This is a genomic window from Parasphingorhabdus sp. SCSIO 66989, from assembly GCF_032852305.1.
Classification (GTDB): Bacteria; Pseudomonadota; Alphaproteobacteria; order Sphingomonadales; family Sphingomonadaceae; genus Alterisphingorhabdus; species Alterisphingorhabdus coralli.
Window position 1 is genome coordinate 3,082,147 of record NZ_CP136594.1, and the last position, 24,501, is coordinate 3,106,647.

The following is a 24,501-nucleotide window of genomic DNA, read 5'->3' on the forward strand; positions in this document are numbered from 1 at the left end:
TAAAAAGGCTTAGGCCGCCTCGGCCTTGCGCGCTGCTTTTTTGCGCTCATGCGGGTCGAGATGGCGTTTGCGCAGGCGGATGGATTTGGGCGTCACCTCTACCATCTCGTCATCGTCGATATAGGCAATCGCCTGTTCCAGGCTCATCAGTCGTGGCGGGGTCAAACGGATGGCGTCATCCTTGCCGGTCGAGCGGAAGTTGGTGAGTTGCTTCGATTTCATCGGGTTGACCTCAAGGTCTTCCGGCTTGGCATTCTCGCCAATCACCATGCCCTCATAAATCGGCACGCCCGAGCCGATAAACAGCTCGCCACGGTCTTCCAGAGCGTTCAGCGCATAGCCAACGCTCTCGCCGGTGCCGTTGGAGATCAGCACCCCATTGGGTCGGCCTGCAACCTGGCCCTTATAGGGGCCATATTTCTCGAACAGGCGGTTCATCAGGCCGGTGCCGCGGGTGTCGGACAGGAATTCACCATGATAGCCGATCAGGCCGCGTGATGGCGCGCTGAAGGTGATGCGGGTCTTGCCGCCGCCCGAAGGCCGCATATCGACCAGCTCGGCTTTTCTGAGCTGCATCTTTTCCACCACAGTGCCCGAATGATCATCATCGACGTCGATGACGACAGTTTCATAGGGTTCTAAACGCTCGCCATTTTCTTCACGGAAGAGAACGCGGGGGCGGCTGATACCGAGCTCAAAACCCTCGCGGCGCATCGTTTCGATCAACACGCCCAGCTGCAATTCACCACGTCCGGCAACATCAAAGCTGTCCTTGTCATCACTCTCGGTTATGCGGATGGCGACATTGCTTTCAGCCTCGCGGAAGAGCCGGTCGCGGATCATGCGGCTGGTCACCTTGTCGCCCTCGCGGCCCGCAAAGGGACTGTCATTCACCGCAAAACGCATGGAGAGTGTCGGCGGATCAATGGGCTGCGCTGCAATCGGTGTTTCCACTTCGGGCGCGGCGATGGTGTTGGCCACGGTGGCGTCGGTAAGCCCGGCCAGTGAGATGATATCGCCGGCCGTCGCGCTTTCCACCGGCACCCGCTCCAGCCCGCGAAAGGCCATGATCTTGGTCGCACGGCCTGCTTCCACCTGATTGCCCTCGCGATCAATCGCACGGATCGGGTCATTCATGTTGAGCGTGCCGGTAGCGATACGACCAGTAAGGATACGACCGACAAAATTATCGCGGTCGAGCAGCGTCACGAGGAAGCTGAACGGCGCGTCCTTATCCACTTGCGGCGCGGGGACATGGTTGATGATGGTGTCGAACAGCGGCGACAAATCGCCGTCGCGCGCATCGGCATCGAGATTGGCATAGCCCGAGCGGCCGGACGCAAACAACGCCGGGAAATCCAGCTGCTCATCATTGGCGTCGAGATTGAGGAATAGCTCAAACACCTCGTCAAGCACTTCGGCCGGGCGGCCATCGGGGCGGTCAATCTTGTTGACCACGACGATGGGTTTGAGGCCAAGCGCCAGCGCCTTGCCGGTGACGAATTTGGTCTGCGGCATAGGGCCTTCGGCGGCATCGACCAGCAGGATGACTCCATCCACCATCGAGAGAATGCGCTCCACCTCACCGCCGAAATCGGCGTGGCCCGGGGTGTCCACAATATTTATGCGAATGGGATTGCCGTCCGCATCCTCGCGCTCAATGCTGGTACATTTGGCGAGAATGGTGATGCCGCGTTCTTTCTCCAGATCATTGGAATCCATCGCGCGTTCTTCCACCCGCTGATTGTCGCGGAAGGTGCCGGACTGGCGGAAAAGCTGGTCAACCAGCGTGGTCTTGCCATGGTCAACGTGAGCGATGATCGCAATATTGCGCAGCGAAGCGGTGGACATTGTCTGAAAGGCCTTATGAGATACTGACGCGGCCCAAATGGCGCGTCCTGCGCGGCCCTATACAGCGCAGCATGTTGCGGCGCAACAAGGATGATGCGGCGAGGAAAAGTCTCCCTCCCCTTCAGGGGAGGGATTAAGGGAGGGGGTTATCCAATTGGCGCTGCGCTTCTGGTACGCCCCCTCTCCCTTCGCCGCTTCGCGGCTCTTCCCTCTCCCCTGAAGGGGAGAGGGCTATAGGCCCTTCGCGCTCTTCGCTACCTTCGCGAGAAACTCTTAGGAAGCGCTATTCCAGCCTCTCGCGCAACCGCTGGACGTTATACAGCGACTCATCCTCGCGCCGCTGCAGGATCTGCCGCAATCCATGAAAGGTCTCGCGCCATACGGCAAAAGAGGCGATGCGGTTGCTGCTCCCGGTTTCGCGCGACGCGGCATGGAGGGTGATGCTGCTATGCTCGATGGAATTGCGTTCTTTGCGCAAATCATCGCCAGCAAAGCGCTCATATATGCGCCCCAGCGTATCGCGTGCACCGGCAACCAACAGTCGCGCCATATCCTCATCGCGTTCGGCCATGCGACGCTCGGCCATCAACGCGGCGCGCTCCACCAGTGCCAGATCGCCCGCAAGGCTGCGCCCGGATTCGCCCTGCACTTCGCATGACCGAAGCGCACGGATATAATCCGCCAGCGCAGAGAGCGCGGCTGGGTGCGGTTCTTCACCAGCAAATTCGACGACGATCAGGGTTTTGAGGAAAGCCTCTAGCTCTCCCGGATCGGCGCGCGAGACCTTGCCCGGCTCCGCGAGATTGGGAATCGACACTGGATCAAACGTGCCGTTACCACCGGTCGCGCTGAAGAAGCTGTTTGAGACATCGGCGGTGCCCGGCGCGCCCGAGGCATTGGGAAAATGGAAATTGGGGTTATCGCCGCCATTAACATGGCAACTGGCACAGGACAGGCCGGCCTTGGCTGCCTGCCCGCCGAGTAATGACGGGGTGCGAAACAGGATTTCGCCAGTAAGCGCATTCTGCGATGCATTGGCCGCCAGACAGACACCCGGATCATAATTGACCGCCGCTACCATGGCATCCGGCCCGCCATCGACCTTGAGCCATTGCATCGCGCGCAACGGCAGCGCATCGGTAGCGGCGAGCAGCAACGCCGCGCCGCCCATAAGGTACACAGCGCTTAAGACTTTAACCGATCTCCCTTTCCCGTTCGCCTCGAGCGAAGTCGAGAGGCCGGTGCGAGCGGAGAACAGTGTCTCGACTACGCTCGACACGAACGGGTTTTTGCAGAAGCGCGCCAAACTGCGCCAAAAACCATTTAAAGCGCGGATGATTGCGCCTCGGCTTTGGCGATCCAGCGGCCCAGCTCATCGGCTTCATAACAGCCAAAGCTGCACAGGCTTTCAAGTCTTGCAAGATGCTGTTTCGCGCCCGCCATATCGCCGCGCTCCAGCTTCAGTTCGCCATAATATTCCCATGCGCCGCGATGCTCGGGAGCCAGCGCCAATGCGCGGCCGTAATAGCCCTCGGCCACATCAAATCGTTTGAGCTTGCGATTGGCAAAGCCCTGATAGGTGAGGATATCGGGGTGTGGGCCAAAGGCGAGCGCAGCATCATCCAGATGCTCCAGCGCCTCGGCATAACGTTGCTGATTGATCAACGCGATGGCATCAGAATAGAGCGCATCACCGCGAGACGCATCGGCAAGCACCTTCATATACGGTCCATAGCTGGCAGTGCCGCCACCGCCTGCCAGTTCGCTCTCTACGGCCATAACCGCTTCATCAAGATCTTTCATCTCAGCACAATTGGCATCTTCGCGGCACTCGGCCTGTAGCGCCTTCATCTGGCCCAGCACCTTCTGCGCTTTTTCCTGCTCATCCAATTGCACATAGGCAATGGCCAGATCGCGATGCGCCAGTACCATATCGGCGTCGGTATTGACCGCTCTTTCAAAGCGCTTCACCGCTTTGCCAAATTGCTCGGTGCGCATATAGGTCACGCCCAGCATATATTGCGTATTGGCATCTTCAGGCGCAACACGCAGGCTGCGCTTAAACGCCTTTTCCGCCTTGCGATAATCCGCCTTTTCCAGCGCCTTTACACCCTTTTGATATTCTTCAGCCGCATCATATTGCGGCGTGCTCTGGCTCGGCGAAGACCGCGAACCGGCGGCATAAAGGGGGGCGGTGGCAGGAATGGCCACGACCAGGCCGAGGGCCAAAGCGGTTTTCAGGATAGGCGGCATAAGACTCTCTCCGGCAATGTGAGCGCATGGATTAGGTTGGATTGGCTGTCTCAATCCTTAATCAGGCAACGCGGACAAAGGCCTCAAGTTCCCGTAGACCCAAAACCGCCTGCACCGCGCGCGGTCTCGTCCAGCTCTTTCACCTCGACCATCCTTGCACGCTGCACCGGCGCAGCAACAATCTGCGCGACACGTTCACCGCGATCGACCAGAAAATCGACCCGGCCGAGATTGATCAGGATAATCCCCAATTCGCCGCGATAATCGCTGTCCACTGTGCCCGGCGTATTGGCGACAGTCAGCCCGCTTTTGAGCGCCAGACCCGAGCGCGGGCGCACCTGCACCTCATAGCCTTCGGGGATGGCGATCGCGAAGCCAGTAGGCACCAGCGCAGTAGAACCCGGTGGGATAATCACATCGCGCGCGGCGCGCACATCCATGCCCGCAGCCCCCGCCGTCTCATATTGCGGCAATGGCAGACCCTCACCATGCGGCAAGCGCTTCAGTCTGATTTCAATCTCCCCATCAGTTTTGGGCGACATGATCGGCAATCCTTTCCACCAACAGGCGCGCAACCTGTTCCTTGGGCAATGTGTCCAGGCTCTCTACGCCGTCGCTGCGGACGATATGCACGCTATTCGACATACCGCCCATAACGTCCCCCGAAACGTCATTGGCGATGATCCAGTCACAGCCCTTGCGCGCCAGCTTGGCCTCAGCATGCGCAATGATATTCTCGGTTTCGGCGGCAAAGCCAATCAGCAGGCCGGGGCGTTGATCATGACTGGCAAGCCCAGCCAAAATGTCGGGATTTTCAGAAAGCTCTAATGGCGCGGGCGCATCACCCTTTTTCTTGATCTTCTGTTCCGCCTGATCGGCAGCGCGCCAATCGGCGACGGCGGCGACCATGATGGCAATGTCCGCGGGCAATGCCTGTTCGACCGCCGCCTGCATCTGACGCGCGGTTTCGACATTGATACGGGTGACACCCTGCGGTGTCTCCAGCGTCACCGGCCCGGCGACCAGTGTCACCTGCGCCCCGGATTCGGCGGCGGCGGCGGCGATGGCGAACCCCTGCCGTCCGGAGGAGCGATTGGCGATATAGCGCACCGGATCAATCGGCTCGTGGGTTGGCCCGGCGGTAACAAGGATGTGCTTGCCATGCAGCGGGCGGTGGCTGGTGGCGGCAAAGGCGGGTTGGTCGTTAAGGGGATTGGATACTCCCTCCCCGTTCGCCTCGAGCGAAGTCGAGAGGCCCGGCCGCGCGGGAGGCAGTGTCTCGACTGCGCTCGACACGAACGGTGTGTTGAGAGCCTTCTCAATCTCGCCCATTACAAATTCCGGCTCGGGCAACCGACCCGCGCCATATTCACCGCAGGCCATCGCGCCTTCATCTGGGTCCAGCACCGTCACACCATCATCGCGCAACTGCGCTACATTGCGCTGGGTCGCTTCATGGTGCCACATACGCACATTCATCGCCGGGACTGCCATCACCGGGGTATCAGTGGCGAGCAGAACCGTCGTTGCCAGGCTGTCCGAAATCCCCGCCGCCATCTTGGCCATCAGGTCCGCTGTTGCCGGGCAGACGACGATCATATCGGCCTCACGGCTAAGCTGGATATGGCCCATCTCGGTCTCATTTTTGAGATCCCAGAGCGTCGTAAACACCTCATTCTCGCTCAACGCCGCGAGCGTCATCGGCGTAATAAAATGCGCCCCGCCCTCGGTCAGCACGCAACGCACCGTCATGCCCGCCTTGCGGATCAGCCGGATCAGTTCGCAAGCCTTATAGGCGGCAATGCCACCGCCGATGATAAGCAGGATATGGTTAGGCTGGGTCACGATATTGCTCCATCGCAGCACGACATGCTTTTTCAAGCTCAGAAAGGTCGTTCTTTGCGGTCAGATAGAGACGCAGGGGAATAACGCGCAGATATTCATGCACAAGCAAATTGCGCATCCCGCCAATCTCTCGCCAGGGAATCTCGGGATATTGCGCCTTCAGCTCGGTTGGCAGGCGACCGGTCATCTCGCCGATTTGGGAAAGTCGAAAGCTGAGAAGATCAATCTCGTCATGATCATCGACAAACTCGTCCTCAGAAACACTGGCCAAACGTGCATTGGTACGCTCGATCATGGTAAGGATAAGTTCCAGCCTCAGAACAGTCCTGTCCGTTTTCTCCATTAAAAGACCCGCACCATATCGGCCATGAATTCGCGTTGGACCGCACCGCGCAAGGCGGCGCGCTCGACCAGATCAACCTCTTGGGCAAGGGCTTTTTTCAGACCAGATTGCAAGGATAATAGACCAAGCACGCCGATGGGCTTTGCGTCATCAATATCACAGGCAAGGTCAATATCCGAACTACTGCCTGCCTCATTGCGCGCGACCGAGCCGAACAGGTACAGAGCGCTCAGTCCCGCCTTGCGAAGCTGGGCCTCCTGCTGCCGCAGAGTGTCAAGAATATCCTTTTGGGTCATAGGCAAATTCTAATGGCTAAATCGCGGCAAGACAATGCAAAGCATTGATCAATTCTGTCCGTACCCCTTGGCGTTCCCGTTCGCGCCCGATAGGGTGCGCAAAAAATAAAAGGGGAGCCTAACCATGGCCATTGCCGTTCGCAGCCTGATTGCGCTGCTCAGCCTGCTATATTTTTATGTCGCGGCCACCTTTCTGTTCACGCCGCTGGTCGGCGCGGAAAATTTCGCGCTCGAGCCGGTCGGCATACAGGGCATGGCGACCTTACGCGCCGATTTTGGTGCCTATTTTCTGGTCACCGGGGGCGCCATGCTCTGGGGCACGGCAGCCAATCGCCCGATGCTTTATTGGGTCGCGATTGCAATCCTCGGCATCACCTTTGTGGTGCGGTGCTTCAGCCTGATGGTGGATGGCGTGGGCGCGGACCCCTTCGCGCCGATGGCAGTCGAGGCCGTGACGATTGTGCTGCTGCTGACAGGGATGAAGGTGCACAAGCCTCCGTAACCTTAATCCTTAGCTATCATCGTCGGCCCCGCGCAGGCGGGGCCAAGGCTGTTAAATGACTCACACAAAGACACGAAGTCACAAAGATACCAAGATCGTAAGGCTGGCACTCTCTTTGTGCCTTAGTGGCTTAGTGTGAAACAAAGCCCTGGCCCCGCCTGCGCGGGGCCGACGAAAACAATTAGAGCAAGCAAATTTATGGGGTTAGCTCTAGCCCAACCACCAAACCGCCGCAGCCCCGGCCCCGCCAGCAACCAGCGCCGTAAGCGCGTAGCGCCAGAAGCTGCCGCCATTTTGCTCTTCGCGTTTTTCCCAGATCAGCGGGATATCGGGCACCGGTGGAGGCTCGGGTGCGCCGCCTTTGGCGGGGAATTTGTCTTCTATCCGCCGGATCAGATCAGGAAGGCGCATCAGGGTGGAGAGATCGTCATTGATGCGATCCGCAATCGCTGCCTCCGGCCCGAGTTCACCGCGTATCCATTCGCGGACATAAGGCCCTGATGTGTCCCACATATTGATTTGCGGGTCGAGCGCCGTCGCCACGCCCTCGACCATCACCATGGTCTTTTGCAGCAGCAGCAGATGCGGCTGGGTCTGCATATCGAAATCGCGGGTTATGGCGAAGAGGCCATCAAGCATCTGGCCGACGCTGAGTTCGCTCACTGGCTTGCCGCGCATCGGCTCGCCGACGGCACGCAGCGCCGTCGCAAACTCATCAACATTGTGATAATCGGGGACATATTTGGCCTCGAAATGGATCTCGGCCACGCGCTTGTAATTGCCCATGGTCAGGCCATAGAGAATCTCCGCCAGCCAATAGCGCGCGCGCCGGTCAATCCGGCCCATAATGCCGAAATCAATCGCGACAATGGTGCCATCGGCTTTCACGAACAGATTGCCCTGATGCATATCGGCATGGAAAAAGCCCGAGGCGATGGCCTGTTTAAGGAACGCCAGCACCAGCCGCTTGGCAATGGCCGAGAGATCATGTCCGGCTTCGCGCAATTCCTCGACGCGCGAGATTTTAATGCCGTCGACCCATTCGAGCGTCATCACCGTGCCGCAGGTGCGGTCCCAGTCAATCTCGGGGATGGCATAGCCCGGCTCGGCCTTCATCGCCTCGCCCAGTTCCGATGCGCTCGCCGCCTCTCGGCGCAGGTCGAGCTCGCTATTGGTCCAGCGTTTGAAATTGGCGATCACCAGCTCGGGACGCAGCCGCGATGCCTCGCCGCCCATAGCGCCGACATGCGCCGCAGCCCATTCATAGGTGGCGATATCCTGCGCGAATTTGCGCCGTACGCCGGGACGCAGCACTTTGATCGCAACATCGCGCCCATCGGTGGTGGTCGCGCGATGCACCTGCGCCACCGAAGCGGCGCCGACAGGTTCCCGGTCAATATAGCTGAAAAACTGGTCGAGCGGGCCATCGAGCCCGGCCTCGATCTCGCGGACGATTTCGTCATAAGCGACCGGCGGCAGCTTGTCCTGCAGCTCCTGCAGATTGCGCGCCGCCTCCTCGCCGACCAGATCGGGCCGGGTCGCAAGCGTCTGGCCCAGCTTGATCGCCGCTGGTCCGATGGCGCGAAAGGCCCCGGCATAGTCGGGCGTCTTCGGCTGGATGGTACCAAACCGGGCGATGCGGCACAGCCGTTTCACCGGTGCGGGCGTGGTCGGTGATTCCTCCAGCCCGCGCAACGCGCCATGCCGTGCCAATATGCGCCCCCATTTCAGCAGGCGAAGAATATGCGTTGTCGGGCGGGTCATAAGACTCCCCTCCCGCTTGCGGGAGGGGAGTTTGGTAGTGATGCCGGGCCGAAATACCCCCCGGGTGTTTCTAAATCATCCTGGGAGGATGATTTACCCGGCAGCACTGCCAAACTGGGTGGGCCCGAAAAGTCAGATATTGAACAGGCCCACCCCGCTGCGACTAAGCGCCTTACGGCGCTAAGTCTCACTGCCCCTCCCGCAAGCGGGAGGGGAAATGTTGGGCTGCACATCAATTTCAGACCTTCCAGCCGCTGTGAATCGCGACCAGACCGCCCATAATCGGTTCGACTTTGACATTGGCGAACCCGGCATCGCGGATCATATCGGCGAAGACCGGCATGGTCGGGAAGCGTCGGATCGATTCGATCAGATAGCGATAGCTGTCCTCATCATTGGCGATATATTTGCCGATCTTGGGCACCACCTTGTGCGAATATTCGTCATAGATTTCCGAAAAACCGGGCCATTCGCTCGTCGAAAATTCCAGACAGAAAAACCGCCCGCCATAGCGCAAAACCCGGTGCGCTTCTTTCAAGGCAACATCGATATGCGTCACATTACGGATGCCAAAGGCGATGGTATAGGCATCAAAGCTGCGGTCCGGAAACACCAGGTCCTCGGCATTTTGCTGTGACCAGACCAGCCGGTCCTCGCCGCGCTTGACCGCGCGATCCAGCCCGACATCGAGCATTTCCTGATTGATATCGGCAACTGTGACATGCGCATCGGATTTGACCATGCGAAAGGCAATATCGCCGGTGCCGCCCGCCATATCGAGAATATCCTCACCCGCTTGCGGTTTAACCCGCGCCACGAACTGGTCCTTCCACAGCCGGTGCAGCCCACCCGACATAGCATCGTTCATCAGATCATAGCGGCTGGCCACGCCGGAGAAGATGGCACCAACACGCCCCTCTTTCTCGCGGGCGTCAATGTCCTGATAGCCAAAGGATACGGTTTCTGTGTCGCTCTGCGGAGGTGTCTCGGTCATGCGCCCACCATGTAGAGACAGTTGCATGCAATAAAAAGCCTGTTAAGCGCAATTTATGCCTGAGTTACCCGAAGTTGAAACAACAGTGCGCGGTCTGGCCGCCGTACTGGACGGCGCGCGCCTGACAGCAGTGACGCCGCGCCGGGCCGATATGCGCTATCCGATTCCCGCCGATCTGCGCCAGCGGATGACGGGCGCGACCGTGACCGGTCTTGGTCGCCGGGCGAAATATGGCCTGATCGATACTGATCGCGGCGACACCATGATCTTTCATCTTGGCATGTCGGGGCGCTGGCGGATTGACCCCGAAGCACTCGACAAGCATGACCATTTGCTGCTCGAGACCGAGAGCGGGCATCAATTGGCGCTGAATGATCCACGCCGCTTTGGTTCGGTTGACCTGGTAACTACCGATGCTCTCGATGATTTCCCTGCTTTCGCCAAAATGGGTCCGGAACCCTTGAGCGATGAGTTTGACGGCGCGCATCTCGCCGCCGCCTTTGCCGGACGGATGCGGCCGGTCAAGGCGCTATTGCTCGACCAGCATGTCGTGGCGGGGCTGGGCAATATCTATGTGTGCGAGGCGCTGAATATCGCGCGCATATCACCCAACCGCAAAGGGGCGTTTATCGGGCGGCAGCGGATCAACGCGCTGGTCGATGCGATCAAGGCAGTGCTGGAAAAAGCGATTGCCGATGGCGGCTCTACCCTGCGCGACTATGCCCGGCCTGATGGCGAACTCGGCTATTTCTCGACTCAATGGCGTGCCTATGGGCGGGAAGGCGAGCCATGCCCCTGTGGCCGCCCCGGTGTGACGATACGGCGCATTGTCCAGTCGGGCCGCTCCACCTTTTATTGCCCGCATTGCCAGCGATAACTGTTGACGAATCTCGCGACTCCCGCTAAGCGGCGCACTTTCGCGGAACGGGCGATGACCCAGTTACCGCCATTTCAGCAGATTTACATTGAGGAATTTATGGCCAACACGCCACAGGCACGCAAGCGTATCCGCCGCAATAATCGCCGTACGGTGATCAATACCAACCGCATGAGCCGCATCCGCACCTATATCAAGGCGGTGGAAGCAGCGGTGGAAGCAGGCGACAAGGACAAAGCGGTTGCGGCGCTCAAAACTGTTCAGCCGGAAATCGCGCGTGGCGTTGCCCGCGGCGTGCTGCACAAGAACACCGCATCGCGCAAATTCTCGCGCCTGACCAAGCGGGTTGCCGCTCTCGGCTAAGCGCCAGACTATTGCCGAGCGGGCACCACGCCCGCAGCGATGAAAAGGAAGCACGGTCCAGCAATGGCACCGTGCTTTTTCTATACGCGTTTCTGGCGCGGCAACTCCTAAGATATGGCTGTATGATTCGCATCATAATGCGTAACCATATTGCGTCGGCTTAGGTTCTGACATGGCTTGTGCGGAATAGGTCATGAAAGTTGAGGAAACGCCGTTTGACAATTTGGTGTCAGCATTATGACAGCATCCAATGTGGACACACGAGGCAAGGCCAGCATTTCCAGCGATTCGCGAGCCCACACCTTTGACCTTGGCTATAAAAATCAATTAAATCATATGCTTAAATAGCTAATCACGGTTTTTCCATGCTTTAGCCTCTGTCAATATTCTTTATTTCAGTTTTTTTACCAGACGCCCCTTGCTCGACTCGCCAGCGGCTGTTTAATGTTTTCCTCGAAGACACGGACATCACTCTTTTCGGGTCTTCCGCACGACATATTGCATCACTGTTCGGGGCAACGCATCGCGCTTTTCCCTGAGGCGAGTCTATTACCTGCGCTTACCGGGTCCAAGCGTTTATGCAGGGCAAGATTCACTTGGCTGATCTCACTGGGACGCCACAAAGGCGCGTGAGAAATTTCGCGTCTGCAAATGCCGTGAATGATGGGAAGATGGATGCCAGATGCGCGAGCAGTTTGTCGCAAGGCTGGCTCCCGGTAATGCGGCTTACGGGGCGCTGCATTGAGAAACCGGGTCATCCAACTATCGCATAGACTTGGGTGAGTGAGCGTGGGCGAGTAAGCGGGAAGGTATCAGGGCAATGGGAATGGCGACAAGGACCGGGGGCAAAGTGGTCGACGCAGCAGTAAACAACAGGACCGGGACAGCAGAAGCCGAAATCAGCAAGGACGAGATTTGTAGCCAGGAATTGCTGGCTGATTGGCAGGATATCAGCGCCGGTCTGCGTAAGGATATTGGCGCGCAGCAACATAGCCAGTGGATCAAGCCAATCACCCCCGGACGCTTCTGTGTCGAGACCGGCACTTTGGAATTATGTCTGCCGTCTGAATTCTCTGCCAATTGGGTGAACGACCGCTTTGCCGATCGGCTGAGCCTTGCCTGGAAAATTGCCCGTCCCGATGTCCGCCAGATCCGCATCATCGCACAGCCCGGACATGACCGGATGCAGCGCGTCCGGGCCTCCCAGGGCGAGAGTCCTATCGAGGCGATCCCACAGGAATTTGCCGTCACCTCTGATAGCGCCGAAATCGGTGCGTCGGGCATTGACCGCAATATGACCTTTGACAATTTCATTGTTGGCGAAAACAATATCCTCGCGCGCAATGCCGGCGAGCGCATGGCTGCGCGCGACAAGCCACAATTCAGCCCGCTCTACATCAAGGCGCAGACGGGCCAGGGCAAAACCCATTTGATGCACGCCATCGCCAATCTTTATGCTGAAACGATGCCTAGTGCGCGCATCTATTATTGCTCGGCGGAAAAGTTCATGATCGAGTTCGTCTCTGCAATGCGGCGCAACGAGGTCATGGAATTCAAGAACCGGCTACGCAGTTTCGACATGCTGCTGGTGGATGATGTGCAGTTCATCATCGGCAAGAATTCGACACAGGAAGAGTTTCTTCACACCATTGATGCGCTGATGACCGCGGGCAAGCGACTGGTATTCGCTTCTGACCGCGCGCCCCAGGCGCTGGACGGGGTCGATCAGCGCCTCCTGTCACGCCTGACCATGGGATTGGTCGCCGATATTGCGCCTGCAGGCGTTGAGCTGCGGCGCAAAATACTTGAGCACCGCATTGACGGCATGGAACCTCCGCCGCTGACCGAAGAGGTGATCGATTTTCTTGCCCGCACTATCAGCCGCAATCTGCGCGAGCTGGTCGGCGCGATGAACAAGCTGATCGCCTATACCCAGCTAACCGGACAGCCAATGTCGATGAGCATAGCTGAAGGTCAGCTCACCGATATACTCAGCGCCAATCGCCGCCGTGTAACGATTGACGAGATTCAACGCACCGTGTGCCAGTTCTACAAGCTCGACCGCAGCGAAATGGCTTCCAAACGTCGCGCCCGCGCCATTGTGCGTCCGCGTCAGGTAGCGATGTATCTCGCCAAGGTGCTGACCCCGCGTTCCTATCCAGAGATCGGCCGCAAATTCGGTGGCCGCGATCATAGCACGGTTATCCATGCGGTGCGCCTGATCGAGGATCTACGCGAGCGTGACAGCGATATGGACGGCGATGTCCGCAGCCTGTTGCAGCAGCTTGAGAGCTGATCCTCTATTGCTGTAATGATAATTCACGCGGAGGCGCGGAGACACGGAGATATTCTTCTTCGCGTCTCCGCGCCTCCGCGTGAACTAAAATCCAATCACCGGGCTTCTCATAGGCACAGCCTCTACCCTATATCCGAATTATGAGAGAACTCACTGACGCAGAGCTGGACCGTTATCAACGCCAGATCATCCTGCCCGATATTGGCGGGCGCGGGCAGACATTGCTCGCCAATGCGCATGTGCTGGTCATTGGTGCGGGCGGCATTGGCTGTCCAGCTCTGGCTTACCTCGCGGCCGGTGGCATTGGTCGTATCACGCTGTTTGATGATGATGTGGTCGATCTTAGCAATCTGCAGCGGCAGATATTGTTCAGTGATTCCGAAATTGGAGAGCCAAAGGCAGAAAGCGCAGCAAAATGGCTGCACAAGACCTATCCCGGAATCCCTATTAATCATTATAATCAAAAATTTACCGCGCAGCATAAATGGCAGGATGATATACGCCCCGATGTCCTGATTGACGGCACGGACAGCTTCGCCAGTCGGCTCGCAATCAATGACTGGGCCGTCGCTAATAGAGTGCCGCTGGTATCAGCCGCCATCGGACAGTTTCAGGGGCAGCTTGGCGTCTTCAGAGGCTATGAGCCCGACCAACCCTGCTATCGCTGTTTTGTCGGTGATGCCTTTGACAGCGATGATTGCGATACCTGTGCGGAAAATGGTGTGCTCGGCGCGATGGTCGGCATGATGGGCTGTATGGCCGCGATGGAAGCGGTGCGGGTGATTACCGGCTTCGGATCACGCCCGGCCAACAGCCTGCAGATTATTGACGGCAAGACCATGACGATGCGCAGCATCACGCTGCACAAGGACCCGGACTGCAAGACTTGCGGCGACCCTTGAAGCTGTTTGTAAAATAGCGGATAGCAGGAGCGTAGACGAAATCCTGAGGGGGACGATATGACCTTACCTGTAACCGCGCTCACCGCCGCCATATTGGCGATCATGATATTAGCCACCGCGATTTCTACGGTGCGCGAACGGTTCAAGGCCGGTGTCCCTTTCGGCGATGGCGAGGTCGATACATTGACCAAAGCCTCGCGCGCCCATGGTAATCTGGTTGAACATGCGCCGCTGGGTGTCATCATGATCGGCTTGCTCGAGATGGTTCCGGCCAATCACTGGATATTGACCGGCATCGCCGCCCTGTTCCTCGCCTCACGCGCGGCGCATATTGTCGGCATTTACAACCAGAGCGACCCGGCAAAACCACCGCTGGGCCGCAGCCTTGGCGTAATCGGCACCTGGCTGAGCTATGCGCTGTTGATCCTGTGGATTTTCTGGAAGCTTATCAGCGTCGAATTCGGGATTTAAGCACGCCGGCATTGCTTTTCCGTCGGCCCCGCGCAGGCGGGGCCAGGGCTTTTTGACTCACACAAAGCCACAAAGACGCGAAGAGATCGCATCAAGAACAAGCCCTTCGTGCCTTAGTGGCTTTGTGTGAAATAGAATTTTAGCCTTGGCCCCGGCTCGGCAAAGCCGAGTTTATCCTGAGCGCCTGCCTTGCAAGCAGTCGAAGGGCGGGGCCGACGAAAACAAGATAGGGTGCCAGAAAAGCACAACCTCTCCCCATTCAGCCGCCAAGCACCTCTTCCACCCACTCCGGCACCAGCTCCCCCGCAGGGCCGCGGCGGCTTTCGTGGAACAGATGTGAGCCTTCTGACACATCGAGATTAAGCTCCAATGTGCGAGCACCAAAGGCTCGCGCCATCTGGACAAAGCCCGCCGCCGGATAGACCGCGCCCGATGTGCCGATAGAGACGAACAGATCAGCCGCGGCCAGCGCCGCCTCGATCCGGTCCATATGATAGGGCATTTCACCAAACCACACGATGTCCGGCCGCAACGCCGATGCGCCACAGGCCGGACAAGGCGGCTGAGCAAGCAGCGGCCCCTCCCAGTCCGAGCGCGCATCGCAGGCGAGGCACCAGACGCGCTTCAATGCCCCATGCATATGTAGCAAGCGGCCGCCATGGGCCGGGTCAACCCCGCCACGCTCATGCAGGTCATCAACATTCTGCGTTACCAGCAGCAGCTCTCCGGACCATTCGCGGTCTAACCGGCCAAATGCCTTATGCGCCGCATTGGGCTGCACCGTGCCCAGCGCCGCGCGGCGTTCATCATAGAAACGCTGCACCATGATCGGATCACGGGCAAAGGCCTCGGGCGTGGCGACATCCTCGACCCGATGGCCTTCCCACAGGCCATCCGGCCCACGAAAGGTGGCGACACCGCTTTCTGCGCTGATCCCCGCGCCGGTGAGGATGACGATATTGTTGATAGCCATATGCTTGCGCCTTTAACAAAAACCGTTAGGGCTGAGCTTGTCGAAGCCCGTCTGTCGATATGGCATCAAGCCGAGAAACGTCCTTCGACAAGCTCAGGACTAACGGTATCATAATTATGACTCAATTCACTATCGGCATTATTGGCAGCAAGGGCCGTATGGGCGAGGCACTAAAGATCGCCATTGCCGAGGCCGCGCATGGCTATGCCGGTGGCGTCGATGCCGATGACAGTCCGGATGCCCTCACCGCGCTGGCAGAATCGGCAGACATACTGATCGACTTTTCCGCGCCGCAAGCATTGGAGGCCAATCTCGACGCCGCCATCGCTGCCGCCACGCCGATGGTGATTGGAACCACCGGACTGGAGGAACGCCATCACTGGCTCATCGACAGCGCCAGCGAAAGCATTGCTGTCTTGCAAACCGGCAATACCTCGCTCGGCGTCACCATGCTGGCGCATCTGGTGCGCGAGGCGGCATCAAGGCTAGGTGAAGACTGGGATATTGAAATTGCCGAGATGCACCATCGCCATAAGGTCGATGCACCCTCGGGCACGGCGCTTCTGCTCGGCGAGGCTGCAGCAGCAGGACGCGGCGTTGATCTCACCGAAGTCAGCGATCGCGGCAGAGACGGCATCACCGGCGCGCGCAAACAGGGCGATATCGGCTTTGTCTCGCTACGCGGCGGATCGGTGGCGGGCGAACATCAGGTGATCTTCGCCGGAGAGCATGAGCGCATCGAACTCACCCACCGCGCCGAAAACCGCGCGCTGTTTGCACGCGGTGCGCTGCGGGCGGCGGAGTGGCTGATGGGCAAGCAGCCAGGGCGCTATACAATGCCGGATGTGTTGGGACTTTAACGCAAGAGAGGAAGTAGTTTCATGGCCAGACGATTCATTGTTGATGCCGACTCTCTACCTAGTCTTCCTGGAATGATGCTTGTAACCATTGAAGCGTTGAAAGAGTTAGGCGGCTCTGCGAGCATTCACGAGCTCGACGAGAAGGTCATAGAAATTGAAGGCGTAACAGAAGCCGAACAAACGCATCCTATGTCGGGAAACGACAATCGGGCACGCATAAATTATTACCTCGCATGGTCGCGAACCTACCTTAAGCGTGGCGGAGCAATTATCAATTCGGCGAGAGGCGTTTGGGCAGTTACAGAAAGCGGACTTGCGATATCCAGCCTAGAGCAAACACAAGAGATATATGAGCAGGTTAGCCTAGAAGAGCGCGAAAGATCAAAAGAGAAGCGCAATATCGCTAAGTCAAACCAGAGCCAGTCTGATTACGAACAGTCGGAAGCAGATCATAGGCAAGATGGTTGGAAAACAGATCTGCTTGGTGTGCTTACTAATATATCACCGGATGCTTTTGAGCGCTTGGCACAGAGACTTTTGCGGGAAGCAGGATTCACAAAGGTGGAAGTGAGAGGTAAATCCGGTGACGGTGGTATTGACGGAGTAGGGGTTCTACGCGTCAATCTTGTCTCATTCCAAGTGTACTTCCAGTGCAAGCGCTGGAAAGGTAGTGTTGGCTCTAAAGAAATCCGAGACTTCAGGGGTGCACTTCAAGGACGCGCAGATAAAGGTCTCTTTATAACAACAGGCTATTTTACTGGCCAAGCGTCAGATGAAGCTACAAGAGATGGTGCGATAGCTATTGATCTGATTGATGGTGAAAGACTGTGCGAACTTCTCAAGGAAAACAAACTAGGCGTAGAGACCAAAATGGTTGAGCATATCTTCATAGACCCCGAATGGTTTCAGGAACTATGAAGCGGATCGTATGAAAAAAGACGATATCTTCGAGTTTTATCGCCGTCTCGCAGAGGATAATCCCGAGCCGGAGACCGAACTGAACTTTGGCAATACCTACCAGCTGCTGGTGGCGGTGACCTGTTCGGCGCAATCCACTGATGTCGGGGTCAACAAGGCGACTAAGGCACTGTTCGAGAAGGTCAAAACACCCGAGCAGATGGTCGCGCTCGGGCTGGACGGGCTGAAAGAGCATATCAAGACCATCGGCCTGTATAACAATAAGGCGAAGAATGTGATCGCGCTGTCCGAAGCGCTGATCCGCGACCATGGCGGTGAGGTGCCGAATGATCGTGAAGCACTGGTGGCGCTGCCCGGGGTCGGGCGCAAGACCGCCAATGTCGTCATGAACTGCGCCTTTGGCGAAGAGACTTTTGCCGTCGACACCCATATCTTCCGCGTCGGCAATCGCACTGGGCTGGCGCCGGGCAAAACGGTGCTGGCAGTGGAGAAGAAGCTCGAGAAGCAGACGCCCAAACCGTTCCGCGTCGGCGCGCATCACTGGCTGATCCTGCATGGCCGCTATATCTGCAAGGCGCGTACCCCGGAATGCTGGCGCTGCCCGGTGGAGGATTTGTGTCGGTTCAAGAAGAAAACCCCTGATCCGAAAGCGGCAAAGGCTTCCGCCTGATCGGCCGCGATCTGCGGTATTCCCAGGCCTTACACCCCATCGGAAACGGTGCATTCATTATCCGCGCGCTACGGATATTGTGGTATGTAAAATCCTCAGGAGATAGATGATGCCCGTGCGCCCGCTTTCGCTTGTCCCTTTCATGCTGATCATAGGAACAGCGACTGCAATGACGGGATGTGCTAATGCCGATGCGACTGAAAGCGCCCGCAAGCAGAGCAAGGTGCCTGCGGCAAAACCTATTGGCGAACCGCGCGCATGCATTCCGATCCAGCGGATCAAACGCACCGTCGTGCATGACGACTACACCATCGATTTTGTGCTCAATGGCGGTGAAACCTATCGCAATAATCTGACGACGCGCTGTGGCGGACTGGGTTATGAGAAATCCTTCACCTACTCCACCTCGCTGACCCAGCTGTGCCAAGCGGACATCATCACGGTGATCGCTGTTTTGGGCGCAGGTGTTCAGCCGCGCGGCGCATGTGGATTGAACCGGTTTCAGCAGATTGAACTGATAGAAGAGAATAGCAACGACGATGCGGGGGACTGATCTGGTCAGGACTTGGCTGCTGCCAGCTATGGCTTTGCTGGCCCTGACCGGTTGCCAGACCGCCGCCAGCGAGAGCGAGATCATCGGCGGTGCCGAGGCCGTTGCCAAGGGGCTGACCGCCGATGCGATATTGGTCGACAAGAGCGACCGCACGCTTGATCTCTATGCCGATGGCAAAGTCATCGCTCGCTATACCGGCATCCAGTTGGGCGATGATCCTGTCGGCCATAAACGCTTTCAGGGCGATGAGCGCACGCCTGAAGGCCGCTACACCATTGACCGGCGCAACCCCAACAGCATCGCGCATCTTTCGCTCGGTATATCCTACCCCAATGCCGAAGACCGCGCCTATGCCGAAGAACACGGTCTCTCCCCTGGCGGCGATATCTTTATCCATGGCCAGTTAAATGGCTGGCCAGACAATCCCGCGGTCTCCGCGATTCCCTATGACTGGACCGATGGTTGTATTGCGGTGAGCAATGGTGAGATGGATGAGATATGGCAGTTGGTGCCGGTGGGTACGGAGATTATTATTCGGCCTTGACGATGTACGGATTCTCAAACAGCCTTGTTAGATGATCCGAATACAATCGACTAAAGGTAAAGCGTTACTCGCTTTAGCAATGTTTTGCGGACTTACTGGCTGTTCCGAAAATCGGAGAGCTGAACGCAGTCCAGATTTCAAGGTCGAGGATACCCAAATGGGTTTCGTTTACCACAAAGACACACTTGAAGCTTTTGCAGCATACGATCCCGCAAATGACACTTGGTCAATAGATGGCAAGAAAGTCGACAGGATCAGAAGCCATATGACACGAGATCGCTCTGTCACGTTAGGTACCGGAGGTCCAAGGGAATACTTAGTAGTCCGGATAGGCAAAAATGCGACCGCTGATACCATCAGGAGAACATATCTCAGCCTTGCGGAAAACGGTATCTGCAACATTGCACTGGCATCTGAGAGCGATATTTTTTCGCCAGGCGATCCTGAGTTTCTAGAGACCATGATTGGCACTCTTCTGCAAGTACGAGATGATACTGGCAAGTCTATCCCCTGCAAGCATAGCTAGCTTCTGATCCCTAGACATCATCCGCGCTGATCATTTCTTCGGTATCAATCTCGCCCGTCATCGCGGCCACGGTCGTGGCAACCGCAGCGTCGCCCGAGACATTGGTGGTGGTGCGCATCATGTCCATGATGCGGTCAATCCCTGCGACAAGGGCGATAGTCTCCAACGGCACGCCGACCGCACCAAAGACCAATACCATCATAATCAGGCCTGCGCCGGGAATACCCGCTGCGCCGATCGCGCCTATCGTGCCGAGGATCGAGATCGTGATGTAGTCACCCCAGGACAGGTCCACCCCATAGGCCTGTGCGCCGAAGAGCGTGGCAAGGCCAAGATACATTGCAGTACCGTTCATATTGATCGTCGCACCCAAGCTAATCACGAAACTTGCGACCGAGTTTGATACACCAAGGTTCCGACGGGCACAGCGCAAGGTCACCGGAAGCGTCGCATTGGAGCTTGCGGTGGAATAGCTGACCGCGATCGCATCAATGATGCCGCGGAAGAAATCGATAACGGGAAGACGCGCCAAAAACTTGATCATCCCGGCATAGATCAGCCCGATAATGAGCAGACAGCCGACATAGTTGAGGAACACCAGAATGCCGAGTGCCTGCAACGCGTCCAGCCCAAGCGTACCCGCGACCCAGGCCATCAGCGCAAACACGCCGAACGGGGTCAGTTCCATCACAATCATGGTGACCTTCTGCATCACCACACTGCCGCTTTCGAAGATCTTGAGGACAGGCTCGCCATCTTCCTTCGCCATCAGAATGCCGACACCGATGAGCAGCGAAAAAATGATGAGGGGCAGTACGTTGACATCGGCCATCACCTGAACCGGACTGGACGGCACGACTTCAAGGATCATCTCTTTGAAGGTCTGCGCGTTTTCCTGTCTGTCCTGAGCCTTGGCCAACGCCTCAGCATCTAGCGACATAGACGCAGCATCTAACCCCGCACCGGGCTGGACAACCGTCCCGATGCCGAGGCCGAGCCAAACAGCCATCTGACCAGTCCCGATAAAGATCAGCAAAGCCCGCCACCCGACACTGCCCAGCTTGCGCAGATCGCCAATACTCGCAACACCCGCGACAAGGCTGAAAAAGATCAGGGGCACCACAAGCATCTTGATGAAGGCGATGAATATATCACCGATAATCTTGATGCTCTCCGCGCCCGGGCCCCATGCGTAACCAACAATGATGCCCAATATCAGCGCGGCAATCACCCGCTGCCATAAGGGAATGGCAAACCAGAAACGCAGCATAGGTGATCCTTTATTTTGAACGTCTTAGTGCGAGCCTTGTAGCGGTAGCGCGCCGCTCGGCAAGTCCCACCATCACATCATAAAATAGGAAATGGCAAAACAGGTGGCGGTGCCGACGCCAAGGGTGAGCGGAATGCCCGCCTTGAAAAAGTCGGTGAAGCGATAATTGCCCGCAGCATAAACCAGCGTATTGGTCTGGTAGCCAATCGGTGTCGCAAAGCTGGCCGAGGCGGCGAACATCACTGCGATCACCAGCGGGCGCGGGTCAATTCCCAATTCTGTAGCTAATGTGATCACGATAGGCGTTACGATGATCGCGACCGCATTATTGGTGACAATCTCGGTCATGATCACAGAGAAGAGATAGACCGCAAAGATAATCGCAAAGGGCGGGACATTGTTGAGATAGGGGCTGAGATAGCCGACCAACAGCGCGACACTCCCTGCGCGCTCCAGCCCGACACCGACCGCGAGCATTGCAAAGATCAGCACCAGCACATTGCCGTCAATCGAGCTCCATGCCTCCTCGGCATCAATACAGCGCGCCAGCAATATCGCGCCAACGCCAAGGATCGCCGCGACAGCAATGGTCAGCACATTCATCGCCGCCAGCGCCACCACGAGGAACAATGCGACAATCGCTATTGGTGCCCGGTCACGGCGGAAAGCGCGCGCTGTCGTCTGGACGATCCCGAACAGATTGGGGTTCTCATACATGCGCTTGATGTCGTCATTCGATCCGGTAACCAGCAGCTTGTCCGCAGCATGGATACGCGCATTGGGCAGGTCAGAGCGCGGCAATGCACGAAAGCGGCTAAGACCCAATATGCGGACATTGAGCTGGCTCAGAAACGGAATATCAAACAGACGGTTGCCGATGGCCGGGTGACCCGGCGCGACAGTGGCCTCCACCAGCGTTTCGCCCAGCGGACCAACATCGCCCTTGCGCACAATGCCGATCTTGTAATCATCCGAGCTGCGCAACGATAGCAGTTCCTGCAGATCGAGCCGGACGACGATCCGGTCTCCTGCCTGCATCCGCTCATCCTCGAGATTATGGCGAATCGTGTTGCCACCACGCTTGATCGCGGTGGCGGTGATCCGAGCGCGCCTGGCGATCGGCAATTCGCTGAATTTCTTGTCGATGGCCTCGCTGCGGTTGCGTACAGTCAGCTCGGTGAGAAATTGCGATTCATCGCTGGGCTCAAAGGCAGAGTCACTATCGCCTCCGGGCAGCAGTAAATTGCCGAAAAGCAGCAATATACCGACCCCGACAACTCCGGCGATAAGGCCAAAGGGCGTAATCTCGAATATCCCAAATGGCTCCATCCCGGAATCGCGCGCCACCGCGTCTACAATCAGGTTGGTCGAGGTACCGATCAGCGTCGTGGTGCCGCCAAGGATGCAGATAAAGGACAGCGGAATAAGCAGCTTTTTCGGCGCATATCCGGTCTCGTTGCCCAGCTTCATGATGATCGGGATCATCACCAGCACCACTGGCGTATTATTCATAAAGGCCGAGGCGACAAAGGCCCCTAGAAACATCTCCGCCACAGCCAGCTTGGGCTGTATGCGAGCGCGGCGGATGATGAGATCAGCCACCGCATCTATAGTGCCGGTGCGAAGCAACGCGCCTGAGAGAATAAACATCGCGCCAATGGTGATCGGCGCGGTGTTGGAGAACACCGAGAACAGGCTGTCACTGTCGATAATGCCGAGGAACAGAAAGGTGCAGGCACCCAATATCGCGACCACCGCCGCCGGGAAGCGCTCGGAGATAAAACCGGCGAACATCAGCGCCAGGATCACCAGCCCAATCAGGCCGGAATAGAGATCAATCCAGTCGCGAATGGTCTCGAGGATCATTATAGGCTTATCCGCACTGTCCGAGATGGAGCAGCTTCTGGTCCGCCAGCACCAGCGCCATCATCGCCTCGACCACCGGTGTGCCTCTGATGCCGACACAGGGGTCATGGCGTCCCTTGGTGACAATCTCGGTCGCCTCGCCTTTGCGGGTGATGGTGTCGACCGGGGTCAGGATGGAGCTGGTGGGCTTGAACGCGACGCGGCAGACAAGCGGCTGACCGGTGGTAATCCCACCCGCCGTCCCTCCGGCATGATTGGCGGCGAACTCCGGGCTACCATCCGCGCCGGGCCGCATAGCATCGGCATTTTCCTCGCCGGTGAGTCGCGCCGCAGCAAAGCCATCGCCAATCTCAATACCCTTGGTGGCATTGATGCTCATCATCGCTGCGGCCAGCTCGCTGTCCATCTTGGCATAGAGCGGCGCGCCCCATCCAGCGGGCACCCCGGTGGCGACACACTCGACCACTGCGCCCAAGGAACTGCCCGCTTTGCGCGCGGCGTCGACCTTTTCGGCCCAACGCTCGGCAGCCGCGGCATCGGGGCAGAAAAACGGGTTCTGGCTGATACGCTCTGCATCAAAATTGTCGCGGTCAATCGCATCGCCGCCAAGTTCGCAGACATAGGCGGTAAGCGTCACCTCGGGGATGATCTTGCGCGCCACGCCGCCTGCTGCCACCCGCGCCGCTGTCTCACGCGCGCTGGATCGCCCACCGCCGCGATAATCGCGAAAACCATATTTTGCATCATAGCTGTAATCGGCATGGCCCGGCCGATATTTCTGGGCAATCTCGCTATAGTCTTTGGAGCGCTGATCGGTATTCTCGATCATGAGGCTGATCGGCGTGCCGGTGGTTCTGCCTTCAAACACGCCCGACAATATCCGCACTTCATCAGCCTCACGCCGCTGAGTGGTGAAACGCGACGTCCCGGGCTTGCGTGCATCCATAAAGGGCTGAATATCGGCCTCGCTGAGCTCCAAGCCCGGCGGGCAGCCATCCACCACCGCGCCCAAAGCAGGCCCGTGGCTCTCCCCCCAGGTAGAAAAACGCAGCAATCGGCCAAATGTGTTGAAGCTCATGCGGCGTGCTGCGCGGTCAACGTCAGGTCACCTCGCCCATCAAGCAGACCAGCAATGGAGATATCCTCGTCAATATCCTCCCAGTGCAAACCTGCACTGCTGATATCTACATTTTGCCGTTGTTGCGGCGTTGCTTTCATTAAACGCGGAAACCACGCCAAGGGCACGCCAATGATACGGCCATCTTCCAGATCAACCCACATCTGATCATCGTCAAAGCGCACCCCAACCGCTTTAGCCGAAATGGTCATGCCATGCTTCCTCTATCTCTGCCGCGTGATCCTCAATGATCATGCTCAATTTACGCAATGCCCTAGCATCAAAACCATGATTATACGCAGGCCGGACATCAGGATAAAGCCAGAACTTTGCCTCAATACCATCCTTGATTACATGGATATGCACAGGCTCAAGCGGCTCGCCTTCATTCGAGTAGAAGAAAAAACGATAACCGTCGAGACGAAAGACAGTCGGCATTGCAGCCCC

Annotated in this window: 26 protein-coding genes; 11 read left to right on the forward strand and 15 right to left on the reverse strand. The window is 57.7% G+C overall.

Annotated elements, in window-relative coordinates:
• Nucleotides 1–9: 9 nt before the first annotated feature.
• From typA to RB602_RS14395, 7 genes are all read right to left on the reverse strand, one after another.
• On the reverse strand, nucleotides 10–1,851 hold the full coding sequence (gene typA, locus RB602_RS14365) for a translational GTPase TypA (protein WP_317081517.1): 1,842 nt from the start codon (nucleotides 1,849–1,851) through the stop codon (nucleotides 10–12).
• A 283-nt stretch (nucleotides 1,852–2,134) separates the two neighbouring features.
• Nucleotides 2,135–3,022 carry a hypothetical protein gene (locus RB602_RS14370; protein ID WP_317081519.1) on the reverse strand — a complete coding sequence of 296 codons (888 nt, stop codon included), beginning with the start codon at nucleotides 3,020–3,022 and terminating at the stop codon, nucleotides 2,135–2,137.
• 152 nt (nucleotides 3,023–3,174) lie between these two features.
• Nucleotides 3,175–4,104, reverse strand: a complete 930-nt coding sequence (locus tag RB602_RS14375; protein WP_317081521.1) for a tetratricopeptide repeat protein — start codon at nucleotides 4,102–4,104, stop codon at nucleotides 3,175–3,177.
• An 83-nt stretch (nucleotides 4,105–4,187) separates the two neighbouring features.
• The gene (gene dut / locus RB602_RS14380) at nucleotides 4,188–4,646 is read right to left on the reverse strand and encodes a dUTP diphosphatase (protein WP_317081523.1); all 459 of its coding nucleotides are present in this window, start codon (nucleotides 4,644–4,646) and stop codon (nucleotides 4,188–4,190) included.
• A complete protein-coding gene (locus tag RB602_RS14385; protein WP_317081525.1) occupies nucleotides 4,630–5,949 on the reverse strand; it encodes a bifunctional phosphopantothenoylcysteine decarboxylase/phosphopantothenate synthase in 1,320 nt (439 codons plus the stop codon). The genes dut and RB602_RS14385 overlap by 17 nt, the downstream gene beginning before the upstream one ends.
• The gene (locus tag RB602_RS14390) at nucleotides 5,936–6,292 is read right to left on the reverse strand and encodes a HepT-like ribonuclease domain-containing protein (protein WP_317081527.1); all 357 of its coding nucleotides are present in this window, start codon (nucleotides 6,290–6,292) and stop codon (nucleotides 5,936–5,938) included. Before RB602_RS14390 ends, RB602_RS14385 begins: the two co-directional genes overlap by 14 nt.
• Nucleotides 6,292–6,588, reverse strand: coding sequence for a nucleotidyltransferase family protein (locus RB602_RS14395; RefSeq protein ID WP_317081529.1), 297 nt, complete (start codon nucleotides 6,586–6,588; stop codon nucleotides 6,292–6,294). The genes RB602_RS14390 and RB602_RS14395 overlap by 1 nt, the downstream gene beginning before the upstream one ends.
• 124 nt (nucleotides 6,589–6,712) lie before the next feature.
• Here RB602_RS14395 and RB602_RS14400 point away from each other — a divergent pair, with 124 nt between their 5' ends.
• Nucleotides 6,713–7,090 carry a hypothetical protein gene (locus RB602_RS14400; RefSeq protein WP_317081531.1) on the forward strand — a complete coding sequence of 126 codons (378 nt, stop codon included), beginning with the start codon at nucleotides 6,713–6,715 and terminating at the stop codon, nucleotides 7,088–7,090.
• 210 nt (nucleotides 7,091–7,300) lie between these two features.
• Here RB602_RS14400 and ubiB read toward each other — a convergent pair whose 3' ends face one another.
• Together ubiB and RB602_RS14410 are read right to left on the reverse strand one after the other, a co-directional pair.
• Complete coding sequence (gene ubiB, locus RB602_RS14405) at nucleotides 7,301–8,854, reverse strand: 2-polyprenylphenol 6-hydroxylase (protein ID WP_317081533.1); 1,554 nt, start codon at nucleotides 8,852–8,854, stop codon at nucleotides 7,301–7,303.
• 238 nt (nucleotides 8,855–9,092) lie between these two features.
• A complete protein-coding gene (locus RB602_RS14410) occupies nucleotides 9,093–9,848 on the reverse strand; it encodes a class I SAM-dependent methyltransferase (RefSeq protein WP_317081535.1) in 756 nt (251 codons plus the stop codon).
• Nucleotides 9,849–9,903: 55 nt separating this feature from the next.
• On the opposite strand from RB602_RS14410, the gene mutM reads away from it, so the two are divergent.
• The 5 genes from mutM (at nucleotide 9,904) to RB602_RS14435 (ending at nucleotide 14,757) form a co-directional block, all read left to right on the forward strand.
• Entirely contained in the window at nucleotides 9,904–10,725 is an 822-nt protein-coding gene (gene mutM / locus RB602_RS14415) for a bifunctional DNA-formamidopyrimidine glycosylase/DNA-(apurinic or apyrimidinic site) lyase (protein WP_317081537.1), read from the forward strand.
• Nucleotides 10,726–10,824: 99 nt separating this feature from the next.
• Entirely contained in the window at nucleotides 10,825–11,088 is a 264-nt protein-coding gene (gene rpsT / locus RB602_RS14420) for a 30S ribosomal protein S20 (RefSeq protein WP_317084571.1), read from the forward strand.
• Between the two features lie 826 nt (nucleotides 11,089–11,914).
• The gene (gene dnaA / locus RB602_RS14425) at nucleotides 11,915–13,384 is read left to right on the forward strand and encodes a chromosomal replication initiator protein DnaA (RefSeq protein ID WP_317081539.1); all 1,470 of its coding nucleotides are present in this window, start codon (nucleotides 11,915–11,917) and stop codon (nucleotides 13,382–13,384) included.
• A gap of 140 nt (nucleotides 13,385–13,524) precedes the next feature.
• Entirely contained in the window at nucleotides 13,525–14,286 is a 762-nt protein-coding gene (locus tag RB602_RS14430; RefSeq protein WP_317081541.1) for a HesA/MoeB/ThiF family protein, read from the forward strand.
• Nucleotides 14,287–14,343: 57 nt separating this feature from the next.
• Nucleotides 14,344–14,757, forward strand: a complete 414-nt coding sequence (locus tag RB602_RS14435; protein WP_317081543.1) for an MAPEG family protein — start codon at nucleotides 14,344–14,346, stop codon at nucleotides 14,755–14,757.
• A gap of 259 nt (nucleotides 14,758–15,016) precedes the next feature.
• Here the strand turns inward: RB602_RS14435 and RB602_RS14440 are convergent, their stop codons facing one another.
• Nucleotides 15,017–15,730: an NAD-dependent deacylase gene (locus RB602_RS14440; RefSeq protein WP_317081545.1), complete on the reverse strand. Its 714-nt coding sequence runs from the start codon at nucleotides 15,728–15,730 to the stop codon at nucleotides 15,017–15,019.
• Nucleotides 15,731–15,846: 116 nt separating this feature from the next.
• On the opposite strand from RB602_RS14440, the gene dapB reads away from it, so the two are divergent.
• From dapB to RB602_RS14465, 5 genes are all read left to right on the forward strand, one after another.
• Complete coding sequence (dapB, locus tag RB602_RS14445; RefSeq protein WP_317081548.1) at nucleotides 15,847–16,590, forward strand: 4-hydroxy-tetrahydrodipicolinate reductase; 744 nt, start codon at nucleotides 15,847–15,849, stop codon at nucleotides 16,588–16,590.
• A 21-nt stretch (nucleotides 16,591–16,611) separates the two neighbouring features.
• Nucleotides 16,612–17,508, forward strand: a complete 897-nt coding sequence (locus tag RB602_RS14450; protein ID WP_317081550.1) for a restriction endonuclease — start codon at nucleotides 16,612–16,614, stop codon at nucleotides 17,506–17,508.
• A 10-nt stretch (nucleotides 17,509–17,518) separates the two neighbouring features.
• Nucleotides 17,519–18,178: an endonuclease III gene (gene nth, locus RB602_RS14455; RefSeq protein WP_317081552.1), complete on the forward strand. Its 660-nt coding sequence runs from the start codon at nucleotides 17,519–17,521 to the stop codon at nucleotides 18,176–18,178.
• Nucleotides 18,179–18,284: 106 nt separating this feature from the next.
• Nucleotides 18,285–18,731 carry a hypothetical protein gene (locus RB602_RS14460; protein ID WP_317081554.1) on the forward strand — a complete coding sequence of 149 codons (447 nt, stop codon included), beginning with the start codon at nucleotides 18,285–18,287 and terminating at the stop codon, nucleotides 18,729–18,731.
• 28 nt (nucleotides 18,732–18,759) lie between these two features.
• A complete protein-coding gene (locus RB602_RS14465) occupies nucleotides 18,760–19,275 on the forward strand; it encodes a L,D-transpeptidase family protein (RefSeq protein ID WP_317081556.1) in 516 nt (171 codons plus the stop codon).
• Nucleotides 19,276–19,811: 536 nt separating this feature from the next.
• Here RB602_RS14465 and RB602_RS14470 read toward each other — a convergent pair.
• The 5 genes from RB602_RS14470 to RB602_RS14490 all read right to left on the reverse strand — a co-directional run bounded on the left by RB602_RS14470 (nucleotide 19,812) and on the right by RB602_RS14490 (nucleotide 24,492).
• On the reverse strand, nucleotides 19,812–21,071 hold the full coding sequence (locus tag RB602_RS14470; protein WP_317081558.1) for a dicarboxylate/amino acid:cation symporter: 1,260 nt from the start codon (nucleotides 21,069–21,071) through the stop codon (nucleotides 19,812–19,814).
• A gap of 72 nt (nucleotides 21,072–21,143) precedes the next feature.
• Nucleotides 21,144–22,937 (reverse strand): SLC13 family permease, encoded by a 1,794-nt coding sequence (locus RB602_RS14475; RefSeq protein ID WP_317081560.1) that lies wholly within the window; start codon nucleotides 22,935–22,937, stop codon nucleotides 21,144–21,146.
• 7 nt (nucleotides 22,938–22,944) lie between these two features.
• Complete coding sequence (gene aroC / locus RB602_RS14480) at nucleotides 22,945–24,015, reverse strand: chorismate synthase (RefSeq protein WP_317081561.1); 1,071 nt, start codon at nucleotides 24,013–24,015, stop codon at nucleotides 22,945–22,947.
• The gene (locus RB602_RS14485; RefSeq protein ID WP_317081562.1) at nucleotides 24,012–24,266 is read right to left on the reverse strand and encodes a DUF2442 domain-containing protein; all 255 of its coding nucleotides are present in this window, start codon (nucleotides 24,264–24,266) and stop codon (nucleotides 24,012–24,014) included. Before RB602_RS14485 ends, aroC begins: the two co-directional genes overlap by 4 nt.
• Nucleotides 24,250–24,492, reverse strand: a complete 243-nt coding sequence (locus tag RB602_RS14490; protein WP_317081563.1) for a DUF4160 domain-containing protein — start codon at nucleotides 24,490–24,492, stop codon at nucleotides 24,250–24,252. Before RB602_RS14490 ends, RB602_RS14485 begins: the two co-directional genes overlap by 17 nt.
• Between the last annotated feature and the right edge of the window lie 9 nt (nucleotides 24,493–24,501).

Excerpts from the sequence above, each read along its gene's own strand:
- typA (WP_317081517.1), bottom strand. The coding sequence starts at position 1,851 with ATGTCCACCGCTTCGCTGCGCAATATTGCGATCATCGCTCACGTTGAC.
- RB602_RS14370 (WP_317081519.1), bottom strand. The coding sequence starts at position 3,022 with ATGGGCGGCGCGGCGTTGCTGCTCGCCGCTACCGATGCGCTGCCGTTG.
- RB602_RS14375 (WP_317081521.1), bottom strand. The coding sequence starts at position 4,104 with ATGCCGCCTATCCTGAAAACCGCTTTGGCCCTCGGCCTGGTCGTGGCC.
- dut (WP_317081523.1), bottom strand. The coding sequence starts at position 4,646 with ATGTCGCCCAAAACTGATGGGGAGATTGAAATCAGACTGAAGCGCTTG.
- RB602_RS14390 (WP_317081527.1), bottom strand. The coding sequence starts at position 6,292 with ATGGAGAAAACGGACAGGACTGTTCTGAGGCTGGAACTTATCCTTACC.
- RB602_RS14395 (WP_317081529.1), bottom strand. The coding sequence starts at position 6,588 with ATGACCCAAAAGGATATTCTTGACACTCTGCGGCAGCAGGAGGCCCAG.
- RB602_RS14400 (WP_317081531.1), top strand. The coding sequence starts at position 6,713 with ATGGCCATTGCCGTTCGCAGCCTGATTGCGCTGCTCAGCCTGCTATAT.
- ubiB (WP_317081533.1), bottom strand. The coding sequence starts at position 8,854 with ATGACCCGCCCGACAACGCATATTCTTCGCCTGCTGAAATGGGGGCGC.
- RB602_RS14410 (WP_317081535.1), bottom strand. The coding sequence starts at position 9,848 with ATGACCGAGACACCTCCGCAGAGCGACACAGAAACCGTATCCTTTGGC.
- mutM (WP_317081537.1), top strand. The coding sequence starts at position 9,904 with ATGCCTGAGTTACCCGAAGTTGAAACAACAGTGCGCGGTCTGGCCGCC.
- rpsT (WP_317084571.1), top strand. The coding sequence starts at position 10,825 with ATGGCCAACACGCCACAGGCACGCAAGCGTATCCGCCGCAATAATCGC.
- dnaA (WP_317081539.1), top strand. The coding sequence starts at position 11,915 with ATGGCGACAAGGACCGGGGGCAAAGTGGTCGACGCAGCAGTAAACAAC.
- RB602_RS14430 (WP_317081541.1), top strand. The coding sequence starts at position 13,525 with ATGAGAGAACTCACTGACGCAGAGCTGGACCGTTATCAACGCCAGATC.
- RB602_RS14435 (WP_317081543.1), top strand. The coding sequence starts at position 14,344 with ATGACCTTACCTGTAACCGCGCTCACCGCCGCCATATTGGCGATCATG.
- RB602_RS14440 (WP_317081545.1), bottom strand. The coding sequence starts at position 15,730 with ATGGCTATCAACAATATCGTCATCCTCACCGGCGCGGGGATCAGCGCA.
- dapB (WP_317081548.1), top strand. The coding sequence starts at position 15,847 with ATGACTCAATTCACTATCGGCATTATTGGCAGCAAGGGCCGTATGGGC.
- RB602_RS14450 (WP_317081550.1), top strand. The coding sequence starts at position 16,612 with ATGGCCAGACGATTCATTGTTGATGCCGACTCTCTACCTAGTCTTCCT.
- nth (WP_317081552.1), top strand. The coding sequence starts at position 17,519 with ATGAAAAAAGACGATATCTTCGAGTTTTATCGCCGTCTCGCAGAGGAT.
- RB602_RS14460 (WP_317081554.1), top strand. The coding sequence starts at position 18,285 with ATGATGCCCGTGCGCCCGCTTTCGCTTGTCCCTTTCATGCTGATCATA.
- RB602_RS14465 (WP_317081556.1), top strand. The coding sequence starts at position 18,760 with ATGGCTTTGCTGGCCCTGACCGGTTGCCAGACCGCCGCCAGCGAGAGC.
- RB602_RS14470 (WP_317081558.1), bottom strand. The coding sequence starts at position 21,071 with ATGCTGCGTTTCTGGTTTGCCATTCCCTTATGGCAGCGGGTGATTGCC.
- RB602_RS14475 (WP_317081560.1), bottom strand. The coding sequence starts at position 22,937 with ATGATCCTCGAGACCATTCGCGACTGGATTGATCTCTATTCCGGCCTG.
- aroC (WP_317081561.1), bottom strand. The coding sequence starts at position 24,015 with ATGAGCTTCAACACATTTGGCCGATTGCTGCGTTTTTCTACCTGGGGG.
- RB602_RS14485 (WP_317081562.1), bottom strand. The coding sequence starts at position 24,266 with ATGACCATTTCGGCTAAAGCGGTTGGGGTGCGCTTTGACGATGATCAG.
- RB602_RS14490 (WP_317081563.1), bottom strand. The coding sequence starts at position 24,492 with ATGCCGACTGTCTTTCGTCTCGACGGTTATCGTTTTTTCTTCTACTCG.